This window comes from Cytophaga sp. (genome assembly GCF_051961495.1).
Classification (GTDB): Bacteria; Bacteroidota; Bacteroidia; order Cytophagales; family Cytophagaceae; genus Cytophaga.
The window spans coordinates 1-22,143 of record NZ_JBQCDF010000128.1 but is presented as its reverse complement, the minus strand read 5'-3'; the positions used below and the strand labels follow the sequence as shown (position 1 = coordinate 22,143).

The following is a 22,143-nucleotide window of genomic DNA, read 5'->3' as shown; positions in this document are numbered from 1 at the left end:
TGTTCCATTGATAACAATATCACCGCTATTGAAGTTGATGTTATGAATGGTAGCATTTGAACAGATCACAAGCTGCCCCCCGTTCATGTTCACATTTCCGTTGAATGGTTTGGTTATACAAACTTTTTTATTTGCCGGAACATTTATATCACCGTTTGAAGCCTCAATTGTATCGTTGCAGGTTGTGCAATTGGTGATTGAAGTTTTCTGTGTGTTTTCACAAGTACCAGTCGGCCCGGTAACAACCTGGGAAAGGTTACATACCAATGTTCTTTTAATGGTAGCAGATCCGGTAGTGTTGGTTACTGTAAGAATGACTTCCGACCTGCTCTTTACTGCAAGCGGGAATGAAACAATATTATTTTCAAATGTGAATGCAGTTGTCGCCAACGGAACGCCGTTTACGGTAATTACAATCTGATCCTTACTTGTGATATCTGTTAATATGGCCGATGCAGTTGTATTACAATCATCCAGTACTGCAGAAGCAGGTTCTGTGATCTTAATAGTAGGCAATGGAATTTTGTTGCATACAATTTTACATGTCTTCGCTGCAGTCTTTGTCTTGTTGGTTGCAACAACTTCAACAACCGATTCTGTTGTTACAGAAACAGGTATCGTCAATAAGCCATTTGCTGCATTGAAGGTATATTTTGATTTATCGATAAGCACCGAATTTATTTTTACAGCAATCTGATCGATCGATGTAATGTTGGTCAATGTCATCAGAACATTCTCCTGGCAGGTAGTTGATGTGAAATTATCTGTTGCGGGATTTACCAATGTAACTGTTGGTTGTAAAACAGGTGCACATGTCAGGTGAGCCAGTTTCGTTACACTTCCCGCTTCATTGGAAACAACAATTTTAATTTCACGGTCGCCGGTATAGGTATTAATTACACGGATAGTTCCGGAAGCATTATCAAACAATATATCCGAAGCAGCAACAGCTGTATTATTCGCATATACTTTTATGTTATCTGCCGAAGTGATGTTCTTAACCGAAGCAACCACCGTGTCTTTACAGGTTTCAGATATAAGCGGATCCGCAGTCGGTTTAACAATTGCCAGCTCAGGTGCCAGTATAGGTTTGCATTGCAGCTGTATGGTCTTCGAGTCTTCGCCTGCATCATTTTTAGCTTTAACCAACAAGTTGCCGTTACCTGTAAATGCATATGTAAATGCCAGTTTATTCGTTAATGTATCATACTTCAATAAATTTCTGTCGATTGAAACATTGTTGTATAAAACATCAATTTGATTTATATCTGAAACGTTTGTCACTGCTAGTATAAAATTCTCTGAACAGCTTGTTGAAACAAACGGCGCACCTATCGGTTGTAATACACTTACCGAAGGCTGTACAGTAGGCTTACACTGGAAGGAAAGTGTTGTTGTGGCAATTCCGCCTTTGTTTTTAGCAGTAACTACAACAGACGTTTGTGTCTTAACTGCTACCTGGAATGACAGCATGCCGGTAGCAACGTCAAATGAAAGTGCATCTGCAGCAAGTGCAACCCCGTCAACCAAAACAGTGATATTCGAAACAGCATCACAATTTGTTATCTGTAATTGTACAGGCTCATGACAAGTTTTCGAAATGGTATTGGTTCCAACCGGTATCATCTGCTTGATAACAGGTTTTGGTACCACCACCGGCTTGCATTGCAGTGAAAGTGATTGGCTCACTACCCCGCTTGCATTGGTTGCCTGTATAACAACGGTTGATGCTCCTGTAAACGTAACCGGGAATACCAGTATACCGGAAGCGGTGTTATATGTGAGCTGGCTTTTCGCTATTTCTGCACCATTTAATTTTACAGAAAGATCGTTAACAGAACTAATATTTTGAACCTGCACAGTAATGCTCTCTGTACACAACGCTGAAACCACAGGGTTCGCAGATGGTGCAATAACGGTAATCACCGGCTTCGGTGCAGGCTGACAAATAAGCGTCAATGTTTTTGAAACAGATCCGCCATCACCGATTGCATTGATCACAAGGTCTGACCTGTCGGTAATTGAAACCGGTATCGTAAGTTTACCGGTATTCACATCATACAAAATGCCTGTTGTAAGCACTTGTCCGTTCAATGTTACGTGAATAGCTGATTTGCTGCTTACCCCCTTCACAGTAGCTACAACTGTTTCGCTGCAGGTGGCCGATACAAAAGGTTCTGTTGCCGGGTAAGATACCTGGATCGTTGGAGCAACAACCGGTTTACAGGTAATCCCAAGCGACTGGTCTGCGTTGCCGCCTGTATTGGATGCATGGATATCAATCTGTGTCTGGCTTGTAATCACCGCATCAAATGCAAGTACACCCGTGTTCGCATCAAACGCCAACAAAGCCTTGTTCATAGATACACCGTTCACACGAACATCAATACTCTGGATGGTTGTAACATTTGGTATTTTAACAACAATATGCTCTTTACACGTATTGGATACTGTTGAAGTAGTGGCAGGATATACCAGAATGATTGATGGGGGTAATACGATCGGCTGGTTCACACAGCTCAGGCTGACGGTTGAGTTTACTTCACCGCCGGCATTTCGAGCTTTGATCAGGAATGTATTAACTCCTGCAATCGGATAATTAATATTCAGCGTACCGGTATTCGGGTTGAAGGTATATGCAGTGCCGCTCAATGCCATGCCATTGCAGGTTACTGTAATGTCCCTGATCATCGAAACACCCAGAACGGTTGCCATAATTTGCGCCGTACATCCTGTGCCGGATTTTGATACCATTGAATTTGTTACTTCAATGGTTGGTGGTGTTTGCACAGGTATAACTACCGGCGGCGTAACATCACAGGTTACTGTAGCGGAATTTTCAACTGTATAACCACTGTCATTTACACGGATCGTAATGGTTGTTGATCCTGTGAACGGCACATTGATTTTTAAAATTCCGTTATAAGAATCGTAGGTAAATTGATTGGATGCCAACGTTCTGCCATCCATCAATACCTGAATGGATCTGTAATCTGTTATATTCTGTATGGTAGCTGCTACATTGGCAACACAATTATATCCTACCGCGCTAACGATAGTAATCTGCGGTTTCGGCGCAGGTGTTGTCGGAGTTGTTATAGCAGCACAATTAGCGTACACATATTTTGTATCCCTGCCGGACTCGTTCTCTGCAATGATCGTGAATGTAGTATTGCCGGCCAGCATGGTACGTATACTAAGCATACCTGATCCGTTATCATAGTTATAAGCAGAACTGTTCAGCGGACTGCCATCTGCCAGTACGGTGATCTGGTTAATGGAAGAAACGTTTGTGATCACAAGTCTGATGTCTGCAACACAATCGCCAAACGTCACCGGATTCTGATTCGGATACTTCAGCGTAATTTCAGGTTTGGAAACCCCTACAGGCGTTGGATGATAAGTAGTTTGTGTTGGCGGCTGTGAATTTGACTGTGCAGTACCGGCACCTAGTGCTACTGTTAAAAATAAACTGCTGTAATGGTAGCGGTCATTTTTTAAGCTTGGAGTACTGTTGTTATTCCAATGGCTTGCATCAAGCATGTCTGTTGATGTGTAAGTATATTTATGTTCCCAGCCCAGGTATACATTCGGAGATAGCTTAATGCCTATACCTACACCAATTGCCCCTGAAAGCACATAAGAACTCCGGGTGCGTCCCGCAACACCATTTGTTTCATAAGTGTTGTCCCATAATGTATTCAGGTCCTGTTTGGTCAATGATTTTGAAACCGATGAAACTGAAGAGTAATCATACATGGTATTGGTACCATCGAGCTGGTTTATTTTAGTCTGGTACCCTGTCGCACCAATACCGCCAAAACCATAGATCTTAAAGCCGCTGTGTGCTCTTAATTTATTCAGAATCAACAAACCCTCCAGTGAAAATTCATCGGTCTTTGTATAAAAATTCCGGTAAACAAAACCCTGGGATGTATAATCGATGCCAGGATAAGCAACACCATTTAAATTTTCGTCAACATTTACTCCATAAAAGGGGTTATAATCCCGGCCCCACATCCACGTATGCAGGTAACGTCCACGCAATGAAAAACCAAATACACTTGTATTGTTGGCGATAATTTCTTTCTCCAGTGTCAAGCCCCAACCTGTTCCCAGTCTTGAGTGCACATCGGCATTTTCCCAGGCTCCTCCCCAGTTCATTCCAAAGAGCCATTTCTTCTGATATGTGGCTACAGTCTGGGCTTTCGAATCAAAAAATGCTGTTAAAATAAAAAAGAACAGTAATACGGGTATAAGTCTTTTCATAATCGAATAAGTATTGGTATGCACCTATGCTACCAAGTTATAAAAATCGTACCAATTATTTATAATTCCGGAACTTAATCCCCGTTAAAATTGTACCTTTATAAGAACGCATATGAATCAGAATATTGAATATATCATCATAGGAGCTGCTGCAGGTTGGGCTGCTTTTTATCTCATCCGCAGGGTTTACAAGGCTTTCCGGATTAAGGATGATGGCTGTGAAGGTTCATGCGGCTGTGCGGCAGCTGACCTGAAGAAAAGTAAGAAATTATCTTAAACTTATTTTTGGGCGAAAACAATATAGTAGCTCCACAACCCTTTTTTCAATGTCTCATATTGGTGATAGGCTGTATAAACATTATTTTTTGAAAAGTCTGTTGTTCCTTTATGAAAGAAATTATAAATCCTTGATCCGACCCATCCCGGGAAAAATGCATAATACAGTCTTTTTGCCGAAGGCAGGATATTTTCTGTAATATCACTGGTTTCAACAGATGTAAAACCTGCATCTTTCAGCATAGAAATAAAATTATTTTTTTTCTCAAAGAAGGGAACAGCCCAACCATGAGCCCAGGTATCTATCGCTTTTTGATCTGCCGGCAGAAGCGCAGCATCGGCATTAACAAAAAAATCTGCAAGTATGATCCGTCCTCCGGGCTTCAGCAAACGCCAGGCTTCCTGTATGAATGCATTTTTATTCTCTGCATGACAAACACTTTCAATGGCCCATACAACATCAAAAGATGCTGTATCAAAAGTCGTCTTTGTGAAATCCTGAACATCAATTCGTGCCTGATTTTCAAGACCAGATTGTTTGATGCTTTGATTGGCGCGTGCCGCCTGTTTATTACTTAGTGTTATTCCGGTAACGATTGCCTCTTTGTTTTTAGCGAGCCATAAAACAGAACCACCCACACCACAGCCCGCATCCAGCACCGTTGTTCCTTTACCGATCTTTGCTTTTTCTGCAAGGACCTGATTGATCTTTGCTAAAGCTTCCCTGAAATTTTTTACAGTAGGATCCCAATAACCATAATGCAGTGAATGACTTTTATTCAGATCCCAAAAATAGGTGTAATGATCTTCGCTCACGTCGTAGTATTGAGCAATATGTTGCGATGAAAATTTTTTGGAATTCTCTACGCCCATACCTGTGTTCCTTCCGTGCAGTTCTTACACATATCAATTTCACTCCTTGATGTGAGCAATGATTTCCTGAAGCGCAGGTAGGCATCGTTGTTCCAGATCTGCTTAAAGCTGAATTGCTGCAGTTCGCCCATAACCAGATGTGCATCTTTATCAAAACAGCACGGAACAATTTTACCATCCCAGGTAATAACACAGGAGTGCCACATTTTCCAGCAATGGTTCAACAAACTGTTTTTTATGGAATAGGTATTATCAGCATTTTTTTTGTAGCGCGCGTATTTGTCAATATCGGGAATCAGGTCTGAACCGTTCTTGTAATCGTAAATCTGCGCAGTTTTAAAACGCACTTCTGTAACACCATAAGTTTTGGCGATTTGCTTCACATCCTCCAGTTGATGCTGGTTTGGTTTTACTACCAGAAACTGAAAGATAATATGTGGTGTAGATACATTCAGCTTTTTTTTCCAGTCAACAATATTCTTTGTTCCTTCCAGCACTTTATCCAGGCTTCCTCCCACGCGGTATTGTTCATACACTTCCTGCGTTGTTCCGTCAATGGAGATGATCAAACGATCAAGTCCCGATTCCACGGTCTTACGTGCATTTTCATCGTTCAGATAATGTGCATTGGTGGATGTGGCCGTGTAGATACCTTTGCCGGATGCATACTTTACCATTTCTAAAAAAGATGTATTCAGATAAGGCTCGCCCTGGAAATAAAAGATCAGGTAGGTAATTTCTTTATAAAGTTCATCAATTACTTTTGAAAATAACGGCAGGGTAAGCATGCCCGTTGGACGGGTGAAGGAGCGCAGGCCACTCGGGCATTCCGGGCAACGCAGGTTGCAGGAAGTGGTAGGTTCTATCGCAATTGAATACGGAACGGATGGATGAACAACATTGCCTGTTCGTTTTGAATACTGGTAACTTATCCAAACCTTCAAAATGGTCATACACCTTTTGAAGGTAAGTTTTGAAAGTAAATTTACCGTATCACGAATAGCAATCATGCTACAAGTTAAAAATAATAACTGAATGCCAAGCTCATTCCCTGGCCCGAAGTTTTAGACGGAGCGGCTAAATATTCAAACCATTGCAAATGCGTAGATAAAATAATGCGGTCTGCAAATGATTTTGAGATACCCAATTCTACATCTGCTCTCCCGAAACCTCCATAAGCAAGTGTTGGTACTATTACAAAATCCTTTTTGATGTAGTATGCTGCTTTTGCATATACCCTGGGAACATAGCCTGCAACGAATTGCTGGCGTACGCCGCCTGACAGGGTAAGCCTGGGATTCATGTGTCTGTAGTAAGCAATATTCAAGGTCGAAGGGAGGATGTAGGTCATGTCTTTTACTTCCTTGTTAATGCCCATGTTTTCAAGAATGGTGTTCAGGTTTACGGGGTCAACGGTTAGAGAGCCGCCATTGAATATGTTATCGATTGAAATGCCCGAATACGTATATGAACCATCACCACTATAGGTGACAACATCATTCCAGCGAATAAAGCCAAGGTCAAGCAACTCAACTGTCAGTTCATTGCGGTCATCTTTTACAGAATAAAAAAGATCGGTTGATGCACCTGCACCATGCATAGGCGGAATGGTTGCGTAAGTAGAGTCATCTGTATAGGCAATATTGAATTTACCATTCAGCGTTAAATAAGAGCCATCAGAAGCAGTATACAAAGAAAGGTTTTTAGAATTTATTTTTTGCAGGCGTCCGCCGCGTATAAAAGCTACACGTGCGCCAAGGGTCATGTTTTCTTTCTTACCGATATTCTTTTTTACACCCACATACAAAGACTGGTCATTTAGATTATACATGTTCAATGGTGTCAGGCTGGCTGTTTGTCCGGCATACATGGAGTTGCCATAGAACACCAGTTTGAATGCATCTGCAGAAAATTGTGCCGAATTAAAATTACGATAATTAAGACCGGCCTCAACGCGTATGTTGCCGAGCTTATATTGTCCGTAAAGGCCGGCCTTGCTGTCTGAGCCAATGCGATTTGAAGACTTGAACCGATCAACCTGCTGTTGTTTCAGATCATCGTCTATATAAGAGTAGGTATATGAATATGCTTTTATAAAAGAGTTGGTAATGGAATTCGAATTCACAAAAGCGCTCCCATAGACAGAGAAGTAACCGGTGAAATCGGTTTTCTGATCAACAGAAAATTGTTTCCTTTTTGTTGAAACGGTATCGCCGGCATTATTCAAGGAATCTGTGCAATTGCGCAACGGATTTTTTCTTTCAAATAAAAACGCTTCCGGCCTGTCAAATTCAACTTGTGCAAATACAGAGCTTATGCACAAAAACATCAAAATTAAACTACTGATTTTTTTCATTTCCCGCTATTCACCAATATGCCTATATCCCCAACCAATTTAAATTCTATAGCATAGTCATCATATATCGTGATGTTCTGATTCGCTGGCTTGGTATCAAAACGAGCCGTAAATACAAGCTTCGCACCTTGTTGAATCAATATATTGGCTTCTGCTGCACTAAGCGTAAAAGGCACTGCTGATGCTTTAGGCGCAATGACCTTTCCCGTTGTATTATCAACAGGAGCCGCAAGTATGGTTGATGTTGTTATGATGCTGTCAATCTGATGTCCGTTTTTATCCAGAAACCGCATGTCTACTTTCAGGTCCAATGGGAATCCGTTTGATACAAGCAGGTTGAATTTTCCATCCTGATAGCCGCCGGTTTGCAGTGTATTGATATCAAAATCACTTGTATCAGACAGAACCAGATTGGATGCGATCAATGTAAGTGGTATCCTCATATCCAGATACGCTTTCATATCTGCACCAGCATAGGCAAAGTCTGTATACGTTGTGTCGTATGGAGGCAGACTAACCTGAGGATTGGAATCGAACAAACCTTTGTATGTAATTTTATCCGGCAAAATATTCAGCAGGCTGGTAACATTTGAGCCTGTAGATAAATCAAGCGTTGAATTCACGGGAATGGAAACACCAACACCTTCAATCGCTGGTGCAATGGGATATTCTTTATTGATCGGTGTGCCGGATAATGCAACGGATGTGCCTGTCGATGTGTTGTATGCAGTCAGCTCATTCAATACTGCCTTGGCTGGTATACCTAATGCGTTTTCAAAAACAATATCCAGTTTTGCCGATTGAAACTGCAAGCTGCTTGCCGAAATATTTTTGAATACATCAAAATCTACCGTGCCCGGGCCAACCTCTATAGTATCCTGACCTAAATAGCCTTTTACATAACTAGGTTTCGCATCAAGCAAGGTAAGCGTAATGTCCAAGCTATCATTCAATGAAAGCGTAACAAGCCTGCCTGTATAGTTGATCCTGCCGACCAATGTATTATAGAACGTATTGTATTTTGTTCCATCCTGCCCTGTCAGGTCGAGCAGATAACCGGAAAAGTCTGAATTGAATTGTGCATACGAAGTACCATTCGGTGGAGCTGGCGGCACCACCGCTTCAAATTTAAATATGCCGTTTTCATTTGTCGCTGCCGGAATTTCGTACGTGAAGCGAACAGTATCATCTGCCGTGCTGTATACATCCGCACGCACAGTGCCCTGGCGGATAATGGTGCTTGTTAAGCGAACATTCTCCAAACCGGTGAGTTCTACATCAGTTGTTTCATTCACCACATCCTGCGCCGGGAAAATCGCTGTGGCTTCGGTAACAGATATATTCTGGACTTTCAATGTTAACAGGAGCGCGTCGGAAGTGTCTACAACAATCACGCCCGAACCAATATCCATGTCGTCAATGTTTGCATTGATATTCCCGCCTATTGTTTTACCAGCCAGATCTTGTGTTTTTGATTGCGTAGCGCCCGGTACAATGTTTGTAAAGGTCTGTGTCGTTATCAAACCCGGAGGCGTGATATTATTCAGGGAGAATGTCAGATTATCAATTGTAAGAGGCAACCCGTTGCTTACAGATACAATCATTTGTCCGGTCAATAAATTTGCCGACACAAAAAATTTACTGATATCGACATTGATCGGACCAGCCGTAATATCATTGGCTCCAGGGAATGCCAGTGGTATACCTAACTTTCCGGCAAGAATAATCTGTGCACCTAATGGATTTCCTTGCGCAATCAATTGCTTTGCAATTGTACCCAGTGAGATTCTTTGTGTGATCTCCTGGTCTGATAACACCAGGCTACTCAGCTTAACTGTTTTTTTATAAGGTGGAGCATTCAGTGCTACAAGTGAATCGATTGAATAATCAAAAATTTTCTGGCGGTTCACCAATGTAATTGAGTTGTCTGATTCTGTTTCAACCTGGGAAGAATCTGTAACAATGTCACGGATTGTTAATCTGCTTTTCACCAGCGGGGCAATTACCTGCGTATTCCAGCGTGGCTTTTCAAATTCCCGCTTACAGGAAAAATGCATTGCCGAAACAATAACAAGCAGCAGGATAAATTTTATATATGAATTTTGCATGAAACGTACGCTATATGGGGACTACAGCCATGTTTAACGTATATAAATGTAACGAATGAATTTAACGAATCCAATATATTTTTATACTAAAAGAAGATTGTTAAATTTCACACTTTTATGTGTTACAAAATCTTATAAATACAGTCTATAGTTCTTCATCCTTTGTGTTAAGCTCCATGGGCTTATAATTGTACCTTACAAACGTACACCAGGTACAATCTTCTTCTCCACACCCCTGCGAAAACTCATGTTTCATGATCTTTTCGTATGATTCAATTAATTGATTTGCCACAATCTCCTCATCTCCGGGAGAGATGAAGATTTTATGCTTTGTCGGCTTTTTGGTTGTAGCATCCGGCTCAACAAAATCCAGTTCACCCGTTACTACCTTGTATTGCGACTTCCGGTCGTTTTCAATTAATATTTTATAAAAAATAATCTGCCGCCAGTAATCTCCGCCTAGCGGCTCCTTCTCAGTTGGCGGAAGCAGTTTCGATTTATTCGTAGAATACTTACCCGTTTTATAATCGATTACATTTACGGAATTCCCCGACAGTTCTATTTTGTCTACATTCCCTTTGATCGGAATGCCTTTGAATTCTACATTATCAATGCGGTGTTCAAGTAATACATCTTTCTGCCATTCTTCAATATAGGTAGCATAGAGTTCAGGCAATACTACCGTTGCACCATACTCTTCATAATTTCTGTATTCAATAGGTGTAAAGTGCGAATGAACATTTTTCAATTTTAAGCGGAATGTATCAGCTAAATATTCCACCGTTGGAAAGCGCTTCTGTTCGTCTGAAAGCATGGATGCAAAAAAATCTTTCAATGCCTCATGTATTGCAGTACCAAAGCCTGATGAAGCGGTACGCGCACTTGGCACCATCAGCATGTTTTCAAAATAAAATGAAAGCGGGCACTTCAGGTATTTATTCAAATGTGTTACACTCAACTGATAATTCTCGAGGATCTCATTTAAATAGGTCGAATCAATCAACGGTATCACCGGCGGTTCAGTAAACTGCAGGATGTCGAGCTTGTACGCCAGAATCTCATCATCACTTAAGCTGACGTGCTCCGCACGGATCTTTTCATCCTGCGTAAGCTCCATCACAAAACGACTGCAAACATATTCCTTCTCGTTTACATCTTTGGCTGCATAAGAAATCTGCAGTTGTTCTTTTGCACGTGTAAGAGCTACATAAAACAAGCGCCGCTCATCTTCTTCCTTGTCGTGATCAATATTCTCTGTAATGGTTGCCGGTATTTTAAATCCGGTATTGCGATCCGTCTGTCCTTCCCATTGTTTGGACACGCAGCCAATCAGGAATACATATTTATATTCAAGCCCCTTTGAAGAATGCGACGTAACAAAATTCACGCCCTGGTCTGAATGAATAATTTTCTGCAGATTCAAACGCACATGATTATCCAGCATCTTTTGAATGGTAGATAAAAATTCTTTTAATGTAAGCAGCGGATTGCGTGCTGTTTCTTCTTTTAAGAAATCGAAGAATGTTGTCAGCACCTGCATATACCAGGTCTTTTCAGACCCATTCATGATCCAGGAAAGTATACCGCCGCGCGTAGTGATTTTTTCAAACAATACCTGCAGGGTTATATTGTTGAATTCCTTTTGCCAGTAGGTAAGATTCATTTCAAGAGAAACAATTGCATCAATCGTATGCAGCCCGTAAGTATGCAATGCTGTTTTATTTGCCATCAGCTCCCTCCAACTAGTGCGGACGCCGGTTTCGCGGTTGCGTGTTCTTCTGGATAATATAGCTATGTCACGCGGGTCAATGTTAAAATATTCAAAATGCATCAAACGGAACAGTTGCTCTTCGCCTGAATCCGGATATTCATTTTCCTTCTGAATATATTTTAAGATGTCAATCAGATTCTGAACAAAAGGCAAATGCAGCACATTGATGCTTTGCTTAATATTCAATGGAATTTTTCTTTTTTCGAGCACCTTGATGATATCCGCAACTTTAGAATGCTTACGATATATCACGGCCACTTCTGAAAGATCCTCTCCTGACTTATACAGTTCTTCCAGCTGTTTTACAATGGCTGCTTCTTCATGCAGTTCATTAAAATATTCAATCACTCTTGGCACAACCGGCGATTGAGCAATAGCGCCTTTCGCAACCAGTTCTTTATCCAGTCCTTTTACACTGTTCACCAAACGTTCGTTGTTATTTTTGATAACAGCCATCGAAGCATCTAACACAGCTTGTGTGGAACGATAGTTCTCTTTTAATACAATCAGCTGCGGATTGTATTTTATATTGAAGTCTACAATATTTTTAATATTGGCCCCCTGAAAACGATAGATGGACTGATCATCATCACCAACGACAAAAAGGTTCGGGCGCTCCCAGTATGAAGCCAGTAAGTCAACCACTTCATTCTGCGAGCCGCTTGTGTCCTGGTATTCGTCTACTAAAATATATTGATAGCGTTCCTGGTAATTACGTAACAACAACGGATTTTCCTTGAATGCCTTCAGCACCCATAAAATCATGTCGTTGTAATCATACCTGCGGATGGAAGCCATGGCAGTATTAAAATTGGCAAACTCTGCAATGGCAGCTTTCAGCCGGGCCATTTTTTCAAGTTCTGTATAATAGCTTGCTTTCAGATCTCCGGGTTTATTATTTCCTGATTTCCGTTTGTATTGGTGTTCAGGATCGTCTTTGAGTTCTTCTGTATATTGATCGATCAGGCGGTACATATGGTCTTCAGACCAGCCTTCACTCTTCATGTTCTTAAATAATTCCTTTAAGCCTTCCTGATCGTAATAGATATCGCCTTTAAACCGTTTCAGCTTACTCGCCGGATCAAAATTATCAATCAGCTTTTGAAAAAGTTCAATCGTTTCCAGTTCAGAGATGGGCTGCAGGTTGCGTACACCAAAATAATCAAGGTTTTCCTGAATCACCTGGTTGCAGAAACCATGAAAGGTATATACATGAACACGGTATGCCTCCGGCCCAATAAAATCCAGCAAGCGCTTGCGCATCGCAACTGTTCCTGCTTCAGTAAAGGTTAAACAAAGAATGTTGTGTGGCTGCACCTGCAGATCTTCTGATGCGAGAATCTTTCCTATGCGGGCAGAAAGAATCTGTGTTTTACCCGTACCCGGACCTGCGATAACAAGCACAGGACCTTCGATGGTTTCTACAGCCTGCCGCTGAGCTGCATTTAATTTCTCCAGTTGCTGCTGAAATATAATATTGTATTTGGATGCCGTTCCTGCCATAATAAAAACTGTAACAAGTAATCAATATACATATTTAGATGCTGGAAAATAAACGAACCGCTGCCGGATTGCCATATAAAAAAAAGAGTCACGCTTTTCAGCGTGACTCTTTTGAGTACTATTTTTAGAAGCGCATTAGTTTCTGTAACGCAGATCTTCAATCTCAACAGATTTCTGAATAGCGGTTTCTACTACTCCGTATGCAATTCTGTTGTTGCGCTGCTGCTGCAATTGTGTAACAAACTGTGCGTAATCTGCAACTTCAGATTTTACTTCGTTTTTCTTTTTAAGAACAATCACACCATTATCGCCTGTAAGAGGCGCAGATATTTTATCCTTTGCCAGACCAAATAAAGTTCCTACAGCCTCCGGCTCATAACCAATATTGGTAATCATGCCTGAAGACAATACGATGTCTGCAGCAGTACCTGTTACAGCATCATTACCATATGCTTTTGCCACTGCAGCAAAATTGCTTTCAACTTTTAATTTTTCCTTGATCTTTTTAGCCTTTTCTTCAATCAATACTTTTGGCTTGATCTGATCTTTTACATCTGCCAGTGGTGCTAAACCTTTCTCACGGATACCTGTAACCAGTACAACAACATTTTTGTTATCTACTGTAAATACGTTTGATACATCGTTGATGTCTCTATCATCGTTGTAAAGCCACTTAACAATTTCTCTCGCTTCTGCGATGCCTGTAATTCCTTTAGCAGCACCATCAATGTTTGGCTGAACGAATTTAGCTACGCCCAGAGGATACTTTTTCAATTCTGCATGGAATGTAGCTGTATCTTTTACTACCGTTGAAAAATTCGAAGCAAGTGTGTAGATAGAATCAACCGTAGGGCTAAGTGCAATTACATTTTTCTGAACAGACGCCAACAGGAATTTCTTACCTGTTTTTGGTACATCAATACGGATGATGTGGTACCCAAACTGCGTTTCAACAATGTTTGGCAATACGCCTGGTTTTGAAGCACTGAAGATTGCATTTTCAAATGGCTTCACCATCTGCCCTTTTCCAAACCAACCTAAATCACCGCCTCTTGACGCAGTACCATCGCCGCCATATTGTGCAGCCATTTTTTCGAAATTTGCGCCATTCTGGATTTCAGCAAGGATCTGCTGTGCTTTTTGTTTTGCTTCCGCTTTTTTCTCAGCCGGATCTGTTGCATTTGTCAGGAACAGAATATGGCTGGCTTTAGCCATTACATTAGTATCATTTTCAATCTTAATGACTTTTGACAATGAAAAACCTGTATTGTATGCAAACGGACCATAAACACTGTCAACCTGAAGTGATGCTGCCATTGCCGCCATACCTGCAGGCAACTGGCTGATCTGAACATAAGCAGGTTCTGCAGGAACGTCTGAATTAGAGCGGATGAATGCTGTATCGTTTTTAGCTGTTTTGAACTCTTCCTTCAAAGCAACCAAATCCTTCTTTACATAAGAGCTGTCCTGTGCTGTAGGTGTATTGTTGAATACAGCAAATTCAATGGATCTTCCTGCTTCTACTTCAAACTCTTTTTCATGAGCTTTCAGGTAAGTTTCCATCATTTCATCTGTAACAGTAATGGTAGAATCCTGAATAGAGTAGTATGGTACATATACATATTCAGCTTCTGCCTTATCGTTCATTGCATGGTAGTAACGCTCAGCTTCTGCTTTTGTAACGTATTCAGATTTTTTGATCAGGTTTTCGTATTTGGTGCGTAAACGCTCATTGAAGACATATTCTTTCAATGCTCTCCAGCGGGATTTAATGCTGTTACGCTCTTCTTCAGATTGTATCTGGTCGCTTTCAAGATATTTTAAAAATTGCTGAACACCGGCAGCATTCTGGAATTGCTGCTTAACAATGTCAGACATGTGCTCGCCTTCGATCAGATCTTTCTTTTCTTTTTCAGAAATTTCCAGGCCTGCCTTTTCGTAAACTTTCAGGTTTACTTTATCAAAAACAAGCTGGCTCCAGGCAATATCATCCATATTTGAAGTGTTGCCGGATCCGCCATACAAAGCTTCTGCTTTGATCAAGGCTTTTTGAAATTCATCAACGCTTACATTGCTGCCATCAATTTCACCAACTTTGTTGTTAAAACCACCGAAAAAAGAATTCTTGGATAAAAACTCTCCTCCTAAAAGGAACAGGACCAATGCTGCAACAATTATACCTACTACGAGGCCAGATCTTTGATTGATTTTATTGAAAATACCCATTTTTATACGTTTCTAAAGAATTGCAAAATAACGACAAACCTCCGTAAAAACAAAAGTCTTATAGCGTTTTGAAGATTAATTATTAATGTTTTGGTTTTGAGGGGTCTTTGGTGCCTGGATCCTGTTTGGTTTTCAAGTCTTTATCCTCTTCTTTTGCCTCTTTTGATTCATTGGTTTTGCGATATGTATAACCCAGAAACAGCATAAAAGTAAGCATATAAAAGGCATAACTCGCTGCAAAACCATTCCGCATATTCTGGTCAATGGAAATGAACAGCATTCCGACCATGGAATAGAATAAGACTACGGTAAAAACACTTTTACTTTTCATAACGGTTATTTGACAGAAAAGACACCTATTGGTTTCTTAATTGAATATAAAGAAAAATCCTGGTTGGCTTCCATACCCACGCCTTCTACAACTTCATTTCCGGTTTGTATGGTTAAATGCTTCTCCGTATAGATTTTTTTTGTTGCCGGCGACCAGAACAATTCTTCCGTCTTCAGCTTTTTGCCTTCGCGCTTGTTGTCGACCACTACATTGCCGGATATTTTATACAGGTTTTCGCTTTTATAAAATATCGCATAGTTCGAAGTGAGTATCGCCTTCGGATCTTTTTTTTCATCAAAAAACTCTACATAGATGCCCTGCGGAAATTCACGGTCATTGGTCTGTAACAGCAATTGAACGGGGGCCTGCAGTTTCAGCTTGGTATGACCGGAGTCACTGTAGATAGTCGTGATGTTTTCTGCCCGCATCATCGGTCCTTTGTATGGTTCAACAAATTTTACCTTCTCAACATAATTTGAACAGGCAGTTGTTATACCAAGGACAATGAGTGCTATGGCAACGCGTATCATTACTGGATGCGGCGTTTAAAGAACCAGTTATCGTAAATCACCATGCTCAGCTGAATTCTGTAATAGGTTTCTGTAAGCTGGTTTGAAGCGAATGTTGAACGTTGTCCCGCAACAAATGCAACGTTAACCTTCGGCAACAACGGTACAAACATTCTTGACTGATCTGTCTTGCTTCTTACCCCAACCGGAATGGATGCACCGATGGAGAATGAATAATCATATAATCTGTGACCATCAATGGAGATTGGTGTCGCAGTATACATAAATCCGGCTCTGTAAGTCCGCACTCTGTGTGCGCGGTACGTTTTCTTATGTTCCTTCGATGCATCAAACTGTGGTATGAACTCTCCGCCTAAATAAAGACCGATAGAGGATGGATTGAGTGAATCATTCTTGAAAATATTCTTGCTGTAATTTGACCAGTCTGTATACATCATATCGGCAGCAATTGTCCAGTGACCGGGCTTTTCAAAGCTTGTACCTACACGCAGCGTAGTTGGCAAATAAGCTCTGCCGGTTGTTTCTGTCAGCAAGGAATCTGTTGTCACCTGATTTTTAGGATTCCGTACAAATAAATTTCTGGATTCAGTTGCTTTTATGTGTGAAAAGAATTCTGCTGATGCGCCTGCTCTGAAGAAAATCGGTGTAGGTACGCTTCTGGTAGAGTCATGCTCCACACCATAGGGATCTTTATAGGTGAAAGCATCTTTTCTATATAATTGTTTCTCATACATCACACCGGGCTTAAAAGAAAGTCCGCTATAAACGGTTTTCCTTTTTGAACCCACTTCATTCTCCAGATCCGGCCTGCTCGGGTCTGTAATCAGCTGGGAAGTGGCTTCCTGGGTAATATTTCCGAAATTGAATGCTGCCGTCATCCCGACAGAAAGGTTCTTTGTAAGCCCGACACCATTCATCCAGCGGAATTGATAAATTCCGCCATCGCCGGCATAGTTATACTTTGCGCTGTAACCATTCGGGTCATTTGACACAGGTGCCTGGTAATTATAATTGTTCTGCACGATCGTGAGCGGGGCAAGTACAATACCTGTGGTGTATAATTTTGAAACCGGAAATGTAAAAGCAATGTGGTTGATATTCGCCCCATTGGAGGTAGAGCGAACCTGGTCATTTTTTAAGGTTTTAAACTGAATCGTAAAACCAACGTCTATTTTTACCAGGGAATCGTTTCTTCTATACCTGAAATTCGCTAAACCAGCCGGGTTCAACAGGTTCATATACTCTCGGCTCATTAATGATGACCCCGCATATCCCATACCCATATTACGGATGGTTCCCTGATAATTCATACCATCTCCGAGACCGATCCGCGAATACGGAGAATTTCCTAAGCCCTGGGAATATGAGAACGTCGCAACAAAAAATAATATGATTATAAGGACCAGCCTTTTAAATTCAGTAAACATTATGAGTAAGTATTCTATTTAGACCTATTAAATTCAACTCCGCTATTGCAAAGATGGGTTCTTTTAGCCTCTTTTCAAAAAGAGATGCATTACCGCCAGTCAATAATACGTTCATGGCTGGGTATTTATTTCGATAGGCCTGAATAAATCCTTCCATTTCAAATAATATTCCGTTCATTACCCCGCTCAGGATAGAACCGGATGTTGACTTTCCGGTTAATTCAGCATCATTGGGAGATAATAAAGGCAATTTTGCTGTGTAATGCGCCAGTGCCTTCAGGCGCATTTCTACGCCCGGACTGATACTGCCGCCCAGGAAAGTATTGGTTTGATCTAGTAGTCCATGGGTCAAACAGGTTCCCATATCAAAAAACAAATTTACCTGGCCCGGAAATAAGGTATAGGCACCTACTGCAGCTGCAATCCGGTCAGTACCTAACGTCTGCCTGGTTTCATAGTCAAAGGCAATGGGTAATTCCGTTGCGGCATCTAACTTGTGTAAACGGCCAATATCTTTTATCGCACCCCATACTTCATCTCCGCGTACGCTTGAAACCAGAATGTTTTCAGGAGACTCCTGCAGAATCTTTGCGCGCACATCTTCAATACTACTGAAAGTATGTGCTGCGATAAGTTTATCTGCTATAAATGTTCCTGTTTTTATGAATGTGTTGCCAACATCCACAACCATATTTAACTTCTGCTTCATGCCCCAAATATTGGCAAGTTTCCAATCTGATCGGCGATGCGGTTCCGGTTTCCTAAACATAATCCTTGTCTGCGCAGTTTAACTTTCAGGATTTGATTGGTAACTTACACAAAGTATTACAACCATTCGCTGCACATTTCAGAATGAAACATAAAACGTATACCGTTGCCGGGTTAATGTCAGGTACTTCTTTAGATGGCTTGGATATAGCTGTCTGCCGGTTTGAACAACAGCACGGCCGCTGGACCTATAAAACATTGGCTGCAGAAACAATAGATTATTCAGAAGATTTTAAAGTAAAACTGAATCAGGCTATGCGGCTAACCGGTGAAGAATTGATTGCTCTGGATCGTCAATTCGGAACTTTTCAAGGTAACGAAGTGGCCGCATTTTTAAAGAGAAAGAATTTATCTGCAGATTTGGTGGCTGCACACGGACATACAATTTTCCATAATCCTTCAAAGGGTTATACGCTTCAGATCGGCAGCGGTGCAAGCCTTTATGCGGCCTGCCATCTTCCTGTGGTAACAGACCTGCGTTCTGTTGATGTGGCATTTGGCGGACAAGGCGCACCGCTTGTTCCGCTTGGTGATGAACTGCTCTTCTCTGAATATGCGGGCTGCCTGAATCTTGGCGGCATTGCCAACGTCAGTTTTCTGAATCACGAAAACAATATTGCTTATGATATCTGTGCCATTAATATTGTGTTGAATGCCCTGGCATTAAAATCAGGTAAAAGTTATGATGACGGCGGCTCTATTGCCCGGAACGGAAAACTCATTCCGGAATTGTTGGAACAATTGGAAAAGCTGCCTTATTATAAACTTCCTTTTCCAAAATCACTTGGCCGTGAATGGGTAGATGAAGTTGTGTTCCCGCTTATAAAAACATTTGATAAGCATGAAATAAAAGACTTGCTGCACACGTATGTGATCCATTGTGCGAAACAGATTGGGGCAGCTCTTTCAGCGATACCGGCTAAAAAGAATCAATCAAAAGTATTGATTACCGGCGGCGGTGCTTTTAATACGTTTTTTCTTGAACAGCTGCGGCAGTACACGGGTCCGGCTTTTAATCCGGTGGTGCCGGATAAAGAAACGGTGCAATACAAAGAAGCCATCATCTTTGGCTTTCTGGGTTTGCTCCGGATGCTGAACCTGCCAAATGCAAAAAGCACCGTTACCGGTGCTTCTAAAGATTCTATCGGAGGTGCAATTTATGGTTCTATCAGTGGTTTTTACGTGGAATAAGATAAGTCTTATTCTCTTCACCATGGAACAAACGCTTGATATTTTTCTTATGTGTAAGAACGACCATTAAGAAGATCGCAAAGCCAAATACAATCACAATAGGAGTTTGTGTGTGAAATCTCGGGATGAAAATAATCATCAATGGAAACGAAAGCGTTGAGATGATTGAACCGAGTGACACATATTTTGATGCAATCAATACAATTAAGAATACCGCCAGACAAACCAGCGCAGCTTCAAACTGTATACTGAATACCATTCCCAGCAAAGTAGCAATCCCTTTTCCACCTTTAAAGCGTTCAAAGATCGGGAAGATATGACCGGTAACTGCTGCCAGACCATAAATGAGCTTATATACATCCAGTTGCAGCGGATCTATAATGTCAAAACGAACCAATAATACAGCCAGACTTGTTGCCAGCCAGCCTTTAAAAATATCAATCAACATTACAATTGTACCAGCGCGTTTACCCAACACTCGGAACGTATTTGTTGCACCGGCATTACCGCTTCCGCAGGTCCTGATATCAATACCATGATACTGCTTTCCATACCAGATCGCGGTAATAAATGAGCCCATTAAATAGGCTACAAAAGCACCTAATATGATATATAGTATTTCAGTCATAATTTATTTTACGAGACTAAACGCACGATCGTTTCAGGAATTCCATTTTTGGAATTCCGCATTTTAGCGCAAATATAGCCATTTTTTCCAATAATGACACAAAATATGGATTGATTCCGTAGCTGGTCTGAATCTACTTGAACAGATTCTTGAGTTGCTCCTGGTCACGCTGTTTCTGCTGCTGCTCCTCTATAGTTGACTTATTATCTGCCGGATTTTTCTTTTCTTCCTCAGACTCATAATTCGTATCCTGTTCATCAAGTTTGTATTTATTCGGATCGCTTGCATCATCCTTGTATTCATCCGGATTGCTTGAATTCAACCGATCTTCAGTATTGCTCTTGTCATCCAATTGCATTTGTTTCCGCTGTTGAACAGAAACAGAATCGGTAGACAATGAATCCGTCGACAACGAATCAGCCCCTGCATCAAACAGATTTTCCTCCTCTACATAATCATCTGCAATACCGTAGCGCTCTTTAAATGAGAAAACGAATTTGTTTACTTCCATAGCTTCTGCCTGCACAACAAAGAATTTTGAACGGTCCGGCATTTCGCCTTTGGTTTTGCTGGCAATAGCCGTTGAAACATCTGCACTGGATGAAGCATAAGCCAATCTGTTTTCATCGTATGTAATGAAATACCAGTTGCCATGTGTCGGCTCCATATAAATGGTAACAATATCTCCCGACGTTGATTTTTTAATTTCAATAAATGCGTGTATACTTTTATTGATATCCGTTTTTAATATGTTGGATAATTCAACCGGACCAACGCTATAGAACGTTTTATATTCCGGCGACCAGTTCATTTTTACTTCACTGAATACAATTGCTTTCTGGAAATCAGGACTCAATACAGAAATTGATTTCTGCCCTGAAGCGCGCTTAGCCTTGTAGGTTGCCACACCACTATTATCAATAAACTCTGCCAGTTTCTGGAACAACAGATCATCTTTTTCCTGGGCAGCTTTTGAGTCTGCTTCTGAAAATGAATTTGCTTCTTCCGTATATGGGAAAGATAAACTGGCAATAGAAGTACTCATGGCAACCAGCGGTGCCGTATTTCCTTTGAAGGCAAAGCCCATGAAATAATTAAAGCTATATTCGTCTTCAACCAGAGAAGCTTTACCTGTTCCGCTGACATATGCTTTAACATTCGCATCCGGGCGTAAAATATTAAACATCCCGCCGAATTTTATTTTAGAAGTATTGTCATTATAGGACAAGAAATTCCCTTTATATGATTTGCCGTTCAGCTTATCTGCAGAACCTACGTTAAATTCAAGTGAATCCGGGTTGTACTGGAACACACCTGTTACAGGTAATAGATCCTGATCTTCCGGATGAATCTTTTCAGATATAAAGTTCGGGTAAAGCTGGTTTGACTTGTTATCAAAAGACAAAGTAGTTACCAACGGATTGCCTCTTTCAGACACGGCATTATTCAGGTCAAGGGATACTGTATTGGAAGAACCGGTGTTGGTATATTTCAGCCACGAAGAATAACTCAGCTGTCCTTTCAAGGCAAGTTTAATATAACCTTCAAACGCCAGGAATTTTTCAGGTGATTTCATCGTGATATTTCCTTTGTAAAGAATTTTATCTCCAACGAATAATGAATCCGAATCCTGCACCTGGGCAATACCGGTCGTGTAACCTCCGGCTTTCTTCTTATCTGAAAGCGTATACTGGAAATTGCTGAACAGCATCTGCAAGGTATCCGAACCTAAGTTCACATAACGATATAATGCTTCTCCGTTGAAATTCTTTCTTCCGTTGATATCAATATTACCATCGTATAAGTGGTGGTAATTGGTTAATGTATCAAAGTCAAGAACAGCATTGTTTAATGTTTCCATCACGGCATTTTCACGGATCACCACG

General features: G+C 41.0%; 14 protein-coding genes and 1 pseudogene. 2 read left to right on the top strand and 13 right to left on the bottom strand.

All coding sequences use genetic code 11. The features are described from left to right. Positions 1-4,269, bottom strand: a 4,269-nt coding sequence (locus tag ACTHJT_RS06230) for a hypothetical protein (protein ID WP_440237138.1), incomplete at its 3' end; no start/stop codon positions are given. A 112-nt stretch (positions 4,270-4,381) separates the two neighbouring features. On the opposite strand from ACTHJT_RS06230, the gene ACTHJT_RS06225 reads away from it, so the two are divergent. Next, positions 4,382-4,546, top strand: coding sequence for a hypothetical protein (locus ACTHJT_RS06225; protein WP_440237137.1), 165 nt, complete (start codon positions 4,382-4,384; stop codon positions 4,544-4,546). A 2-nt stretch (positions 4,547-4,548) separates the two neighbouring features. On the opposite strand, the gene ACTHJT_RS06220 is transcribed toward ACTHJT_RS06225, so the two are convergent. From ACTHJT_RS06220 to ACTHJT_RS06175, 10 genes are all read right to left on the bottom strand, one after another. Then, positions 4,549-5,418, bottom strand: coding sequence for an SAM-dependent methyltransferase (locus ACTHJT_RS06220; RefSeq protein ID WP_440237136.1), 870 nt, complete (start codon positions 5,416-5,418; stop codon positions 4,549-4,551). Beyond that, a complete protein-coding gene (locus ACTHJT_RS06215; RefSeq protein WP_440237135.1) occupies positions 5,409-6,428 on the bottom strand; it encodes an SPASM domain-containing protein in 1,020 nt (339 codons plus the stop codon). Before ACTHJT_RS06215 ends, ACTHJT_RS06220 begins: the two co-directional genes overlap by 10 nt. Before the next feature lie 8 nt (positions 6,429-6,436). Next, a complete protein-coding gene (locus ACTHJT_RS06210; RefSeq protein ID WP_440237134.1) occupies positions 6,437-7,774 on the bottom strand; it encodes a hypothetical protein in 1,338 nt (445 codons plus the stop codon). After that, positions 7,771-9,882 carry a hypothetical protein gene (locus ACTHJT_RS06205; protein WP_440237133.1) on the bottom strand — a complete coding sequence of 704 codons (2,112 nt, stop codon included), beginning with the start codon at positions 9,880-9,882 and terminating at the stop codon, positions 7,771-7,773. Before ACTHJT_RS06205 ends, ACTHJT_RS06210 begins: the two co-directional genes overlap by 4 nt. A gap of 145 nt (positions 9,883-10,027) precedes the next feature. Further along, positions 10,028-13,156 (bottom strand): ATP-dependent helicase, encoded by a 3,129-nt coding sequence (locus tag ACTHJT_RS06200; protein ID WP_440237132.1) that lies wholly within the window; start codon positions 13,154-13,156, stop codon positions 10,028-10,030. A 135-nt stretch (positions 13,157-13,291) separates the two neighbouring features. Next, the gene (locus ACTHJT_RS06195; RefSeq protein WP_440237131.1) at positions 13,292-15,382 is read right to left on the bottom strand and encodes a peptidylprolyl isomerase; all 2,091 of its coding nucleotides are present in this window, start codon (positions 15,380-15,382) and stop codon (positions 13,292-13,294) included. An 82-nt stretch (positions 15,383-15,464) separates the two neighbouring features. Continuing rightward, positions 15,465-15,713, bottom strand: coding sequence for a hypothetical protein (locus ACTHJT_RS06190; protein ID WP_440237130.1), 249 nt, complete (start codon positions 15,711-15,713; stop codon positions 15,465-15,467). A 5-nt stretch (positions 15,714-15,718) separates the two neighbouring features. Beyond that, complete coding sequence (gene lptC, locus ACTHJT_RS06185; RefSeq protein WP_440237129.1) at positions 15,719-16,243, bottom strand: LPS export ABC transporter periplasmic protein LptC; 525 nt, start codon at positions 16,241-16,243, stop codon at positions 15,719-15,721. Continuing rightward, a complete protein-coding gene (locus ACTHJT_RS06180) occupies positions 16,243-17,670 on the bottom strand; it encodes a hypothetical protein (protein ID WP_440237128.1) in 1,428 nt (475 codons plus the stop codon). Before ACTHJT_RS06180 ends, lptC begins: the two co-directional genes overlap by 1 nt. Next, positions 17,660-18,379: a type III pantothenate kinase gene (locus ACTHJT_RS06175; protein ID WP_440237127.1), complete on the bottom strand. Its 720-nt coding sequence runs from the start codon at positions 18,377-18,379 to the stop codon at positions 17,660-17,662. The genes ACTHJT_RS06180 and ACTHJT_RS06175 overlap by 11 nt, the downstream gene beginning before the upstream one ends. A gap of 143 nt (positions 18,380-18,522) precedes the next feature. Here ACTHJT_RS06175 and ACTHJT_RS06170 point away from each other — a divergent pair, with 143 nt between their 5' ends. After that, entirely contained in the window at positions 18,523-19,629 is a 1,107-nt protein-coding gene (locus tag ACTHJT_RS06170) for an anhydro-N-acetylmuramic acid kinase (RefSeq protein ID WP_440237126.1), read from the top strand. Here the strand turns inward: ACTHJT_RS06170 and plsY are convergent. After that, entirely contained in the window at positions 19,607-20,257 is a 651-nt protein-coding gene (gene plsY, locus ACTHJT_RS06165) for a glycerol-3-phosphate 1-O-acyltransferase PlsY (RefSeq protein ID WP_440237125.1), read from the bottom strand. The genes ACTHJT_RS06170 and plsY overlap by 23 nt on opposite strands. A 133-nt stretch (positions 20,258-20,390) precedes the next feature. Beyond that, positions 20,391-22,143: pseudogene (locus ACTHJT_RS06160) on the bottom strand (hypothetical protein); the annotation flags it as partial.

What these genes read in the sequence shown, in the direction of transcription:
- ACTHJT_RS06215 (WP_440237135.1), bottom strand. Translation starts at nt 6,428, where the DNA reads ATGATTGCTATTCGTGATACGGTAAATTTACTTTCAAAACTTACCTTC.
- ACTHJT_RS06170 (WP_440237126.1), top strand. Translation starts at nt 18,523, where the DNA reads ATGAAACATAAAACGTATACCGTTGCCGGGTTAATGTCAGGTACTTCT.
- lptC (WP_440237129.1), bottom strand. Translation starts at nt 16,243, where the DNA reads ATGATACGCGTTGCCATAGCACTCATTGTCCTTGGTATAACAACTGCC.
- ACTHJT_RS06200 (WP_440237132.1), bottom strand. Translation starts at nt 13,156, where the DNA reads ATGGCAGGAACGGCATCCAAATACAATATTATATTTCAGCAGCAACTG.
- ACTHJT_RS06180 (WP_440237128.1), bottom strand. Translation starts at nt 17,670, where the DNA reads ATGTTTACTGAATTTAAAAGGCTGGTCCTTATAATCATATTATTTTTT.
- ACTHJT_RS06210 (WP_440237134.1), bottom strand. Translation starts at nt 7,774, where the DNA reads ATGAAAAAAATCAGTAGTTTAATTTTGATGTTTTTGTGCATAAGCTCT.
- plsY (WP_440237125.1), bottom strand. Translation starts at nt 20,257, where the DNA reads ATGACTGAAATACTATATATCATATTAGGTGCTTTTGTAGCCTATTTA.
- ACTHJT_RS06220 (WP_440237136.1), bottom strand. Translation starts at nt 5,418, where the DNA reads ATGGGCGTAGAGAATTCCAAAAAATTTTCATCGCAACATATTGCTCAA.
- ACTHJT_RS06175 (WP_440237127.1), bottom strand. Translation starts at nt 18,379, where the DNA reads ATGAAGCAGAAGTTAAATATGGTTGTGGATGTTGGCAACACATTCATA.
- ACTHJT_RS06195 (WP_440237131.1), bottom strand. Translation starts at nt 15,382, where the DNA reads ATGGGTATTTTCAATAAAATCAATCAAAGATCTGGCCTCGTAGTAGGT.
- ACTHJT_RS06225 (WP_440237137.1), top strand. Translation starts at nt 4,382, where the DNA reads ATGAATCAGAATATTGAATATATCATCATAGGAGCTGCTGCAGGTTGG.
- ACTHJT_RS06190 (WP_440237130.1), bottom strand. Translation starts at nt 15,713, where the DNA reads ATGAAAAGTAAAAGTGTTTTTACCGTAGTCTTATTCTATTCCATGGTC.
- ACTHJT_RS06205 (WP_440237133.1), bottom strand. Translation starts at nt 9,882, where the DNA reads ATGCAAAATTCATATATAAAATTTATCCTGCTGCTTGTTATTGTTTCG.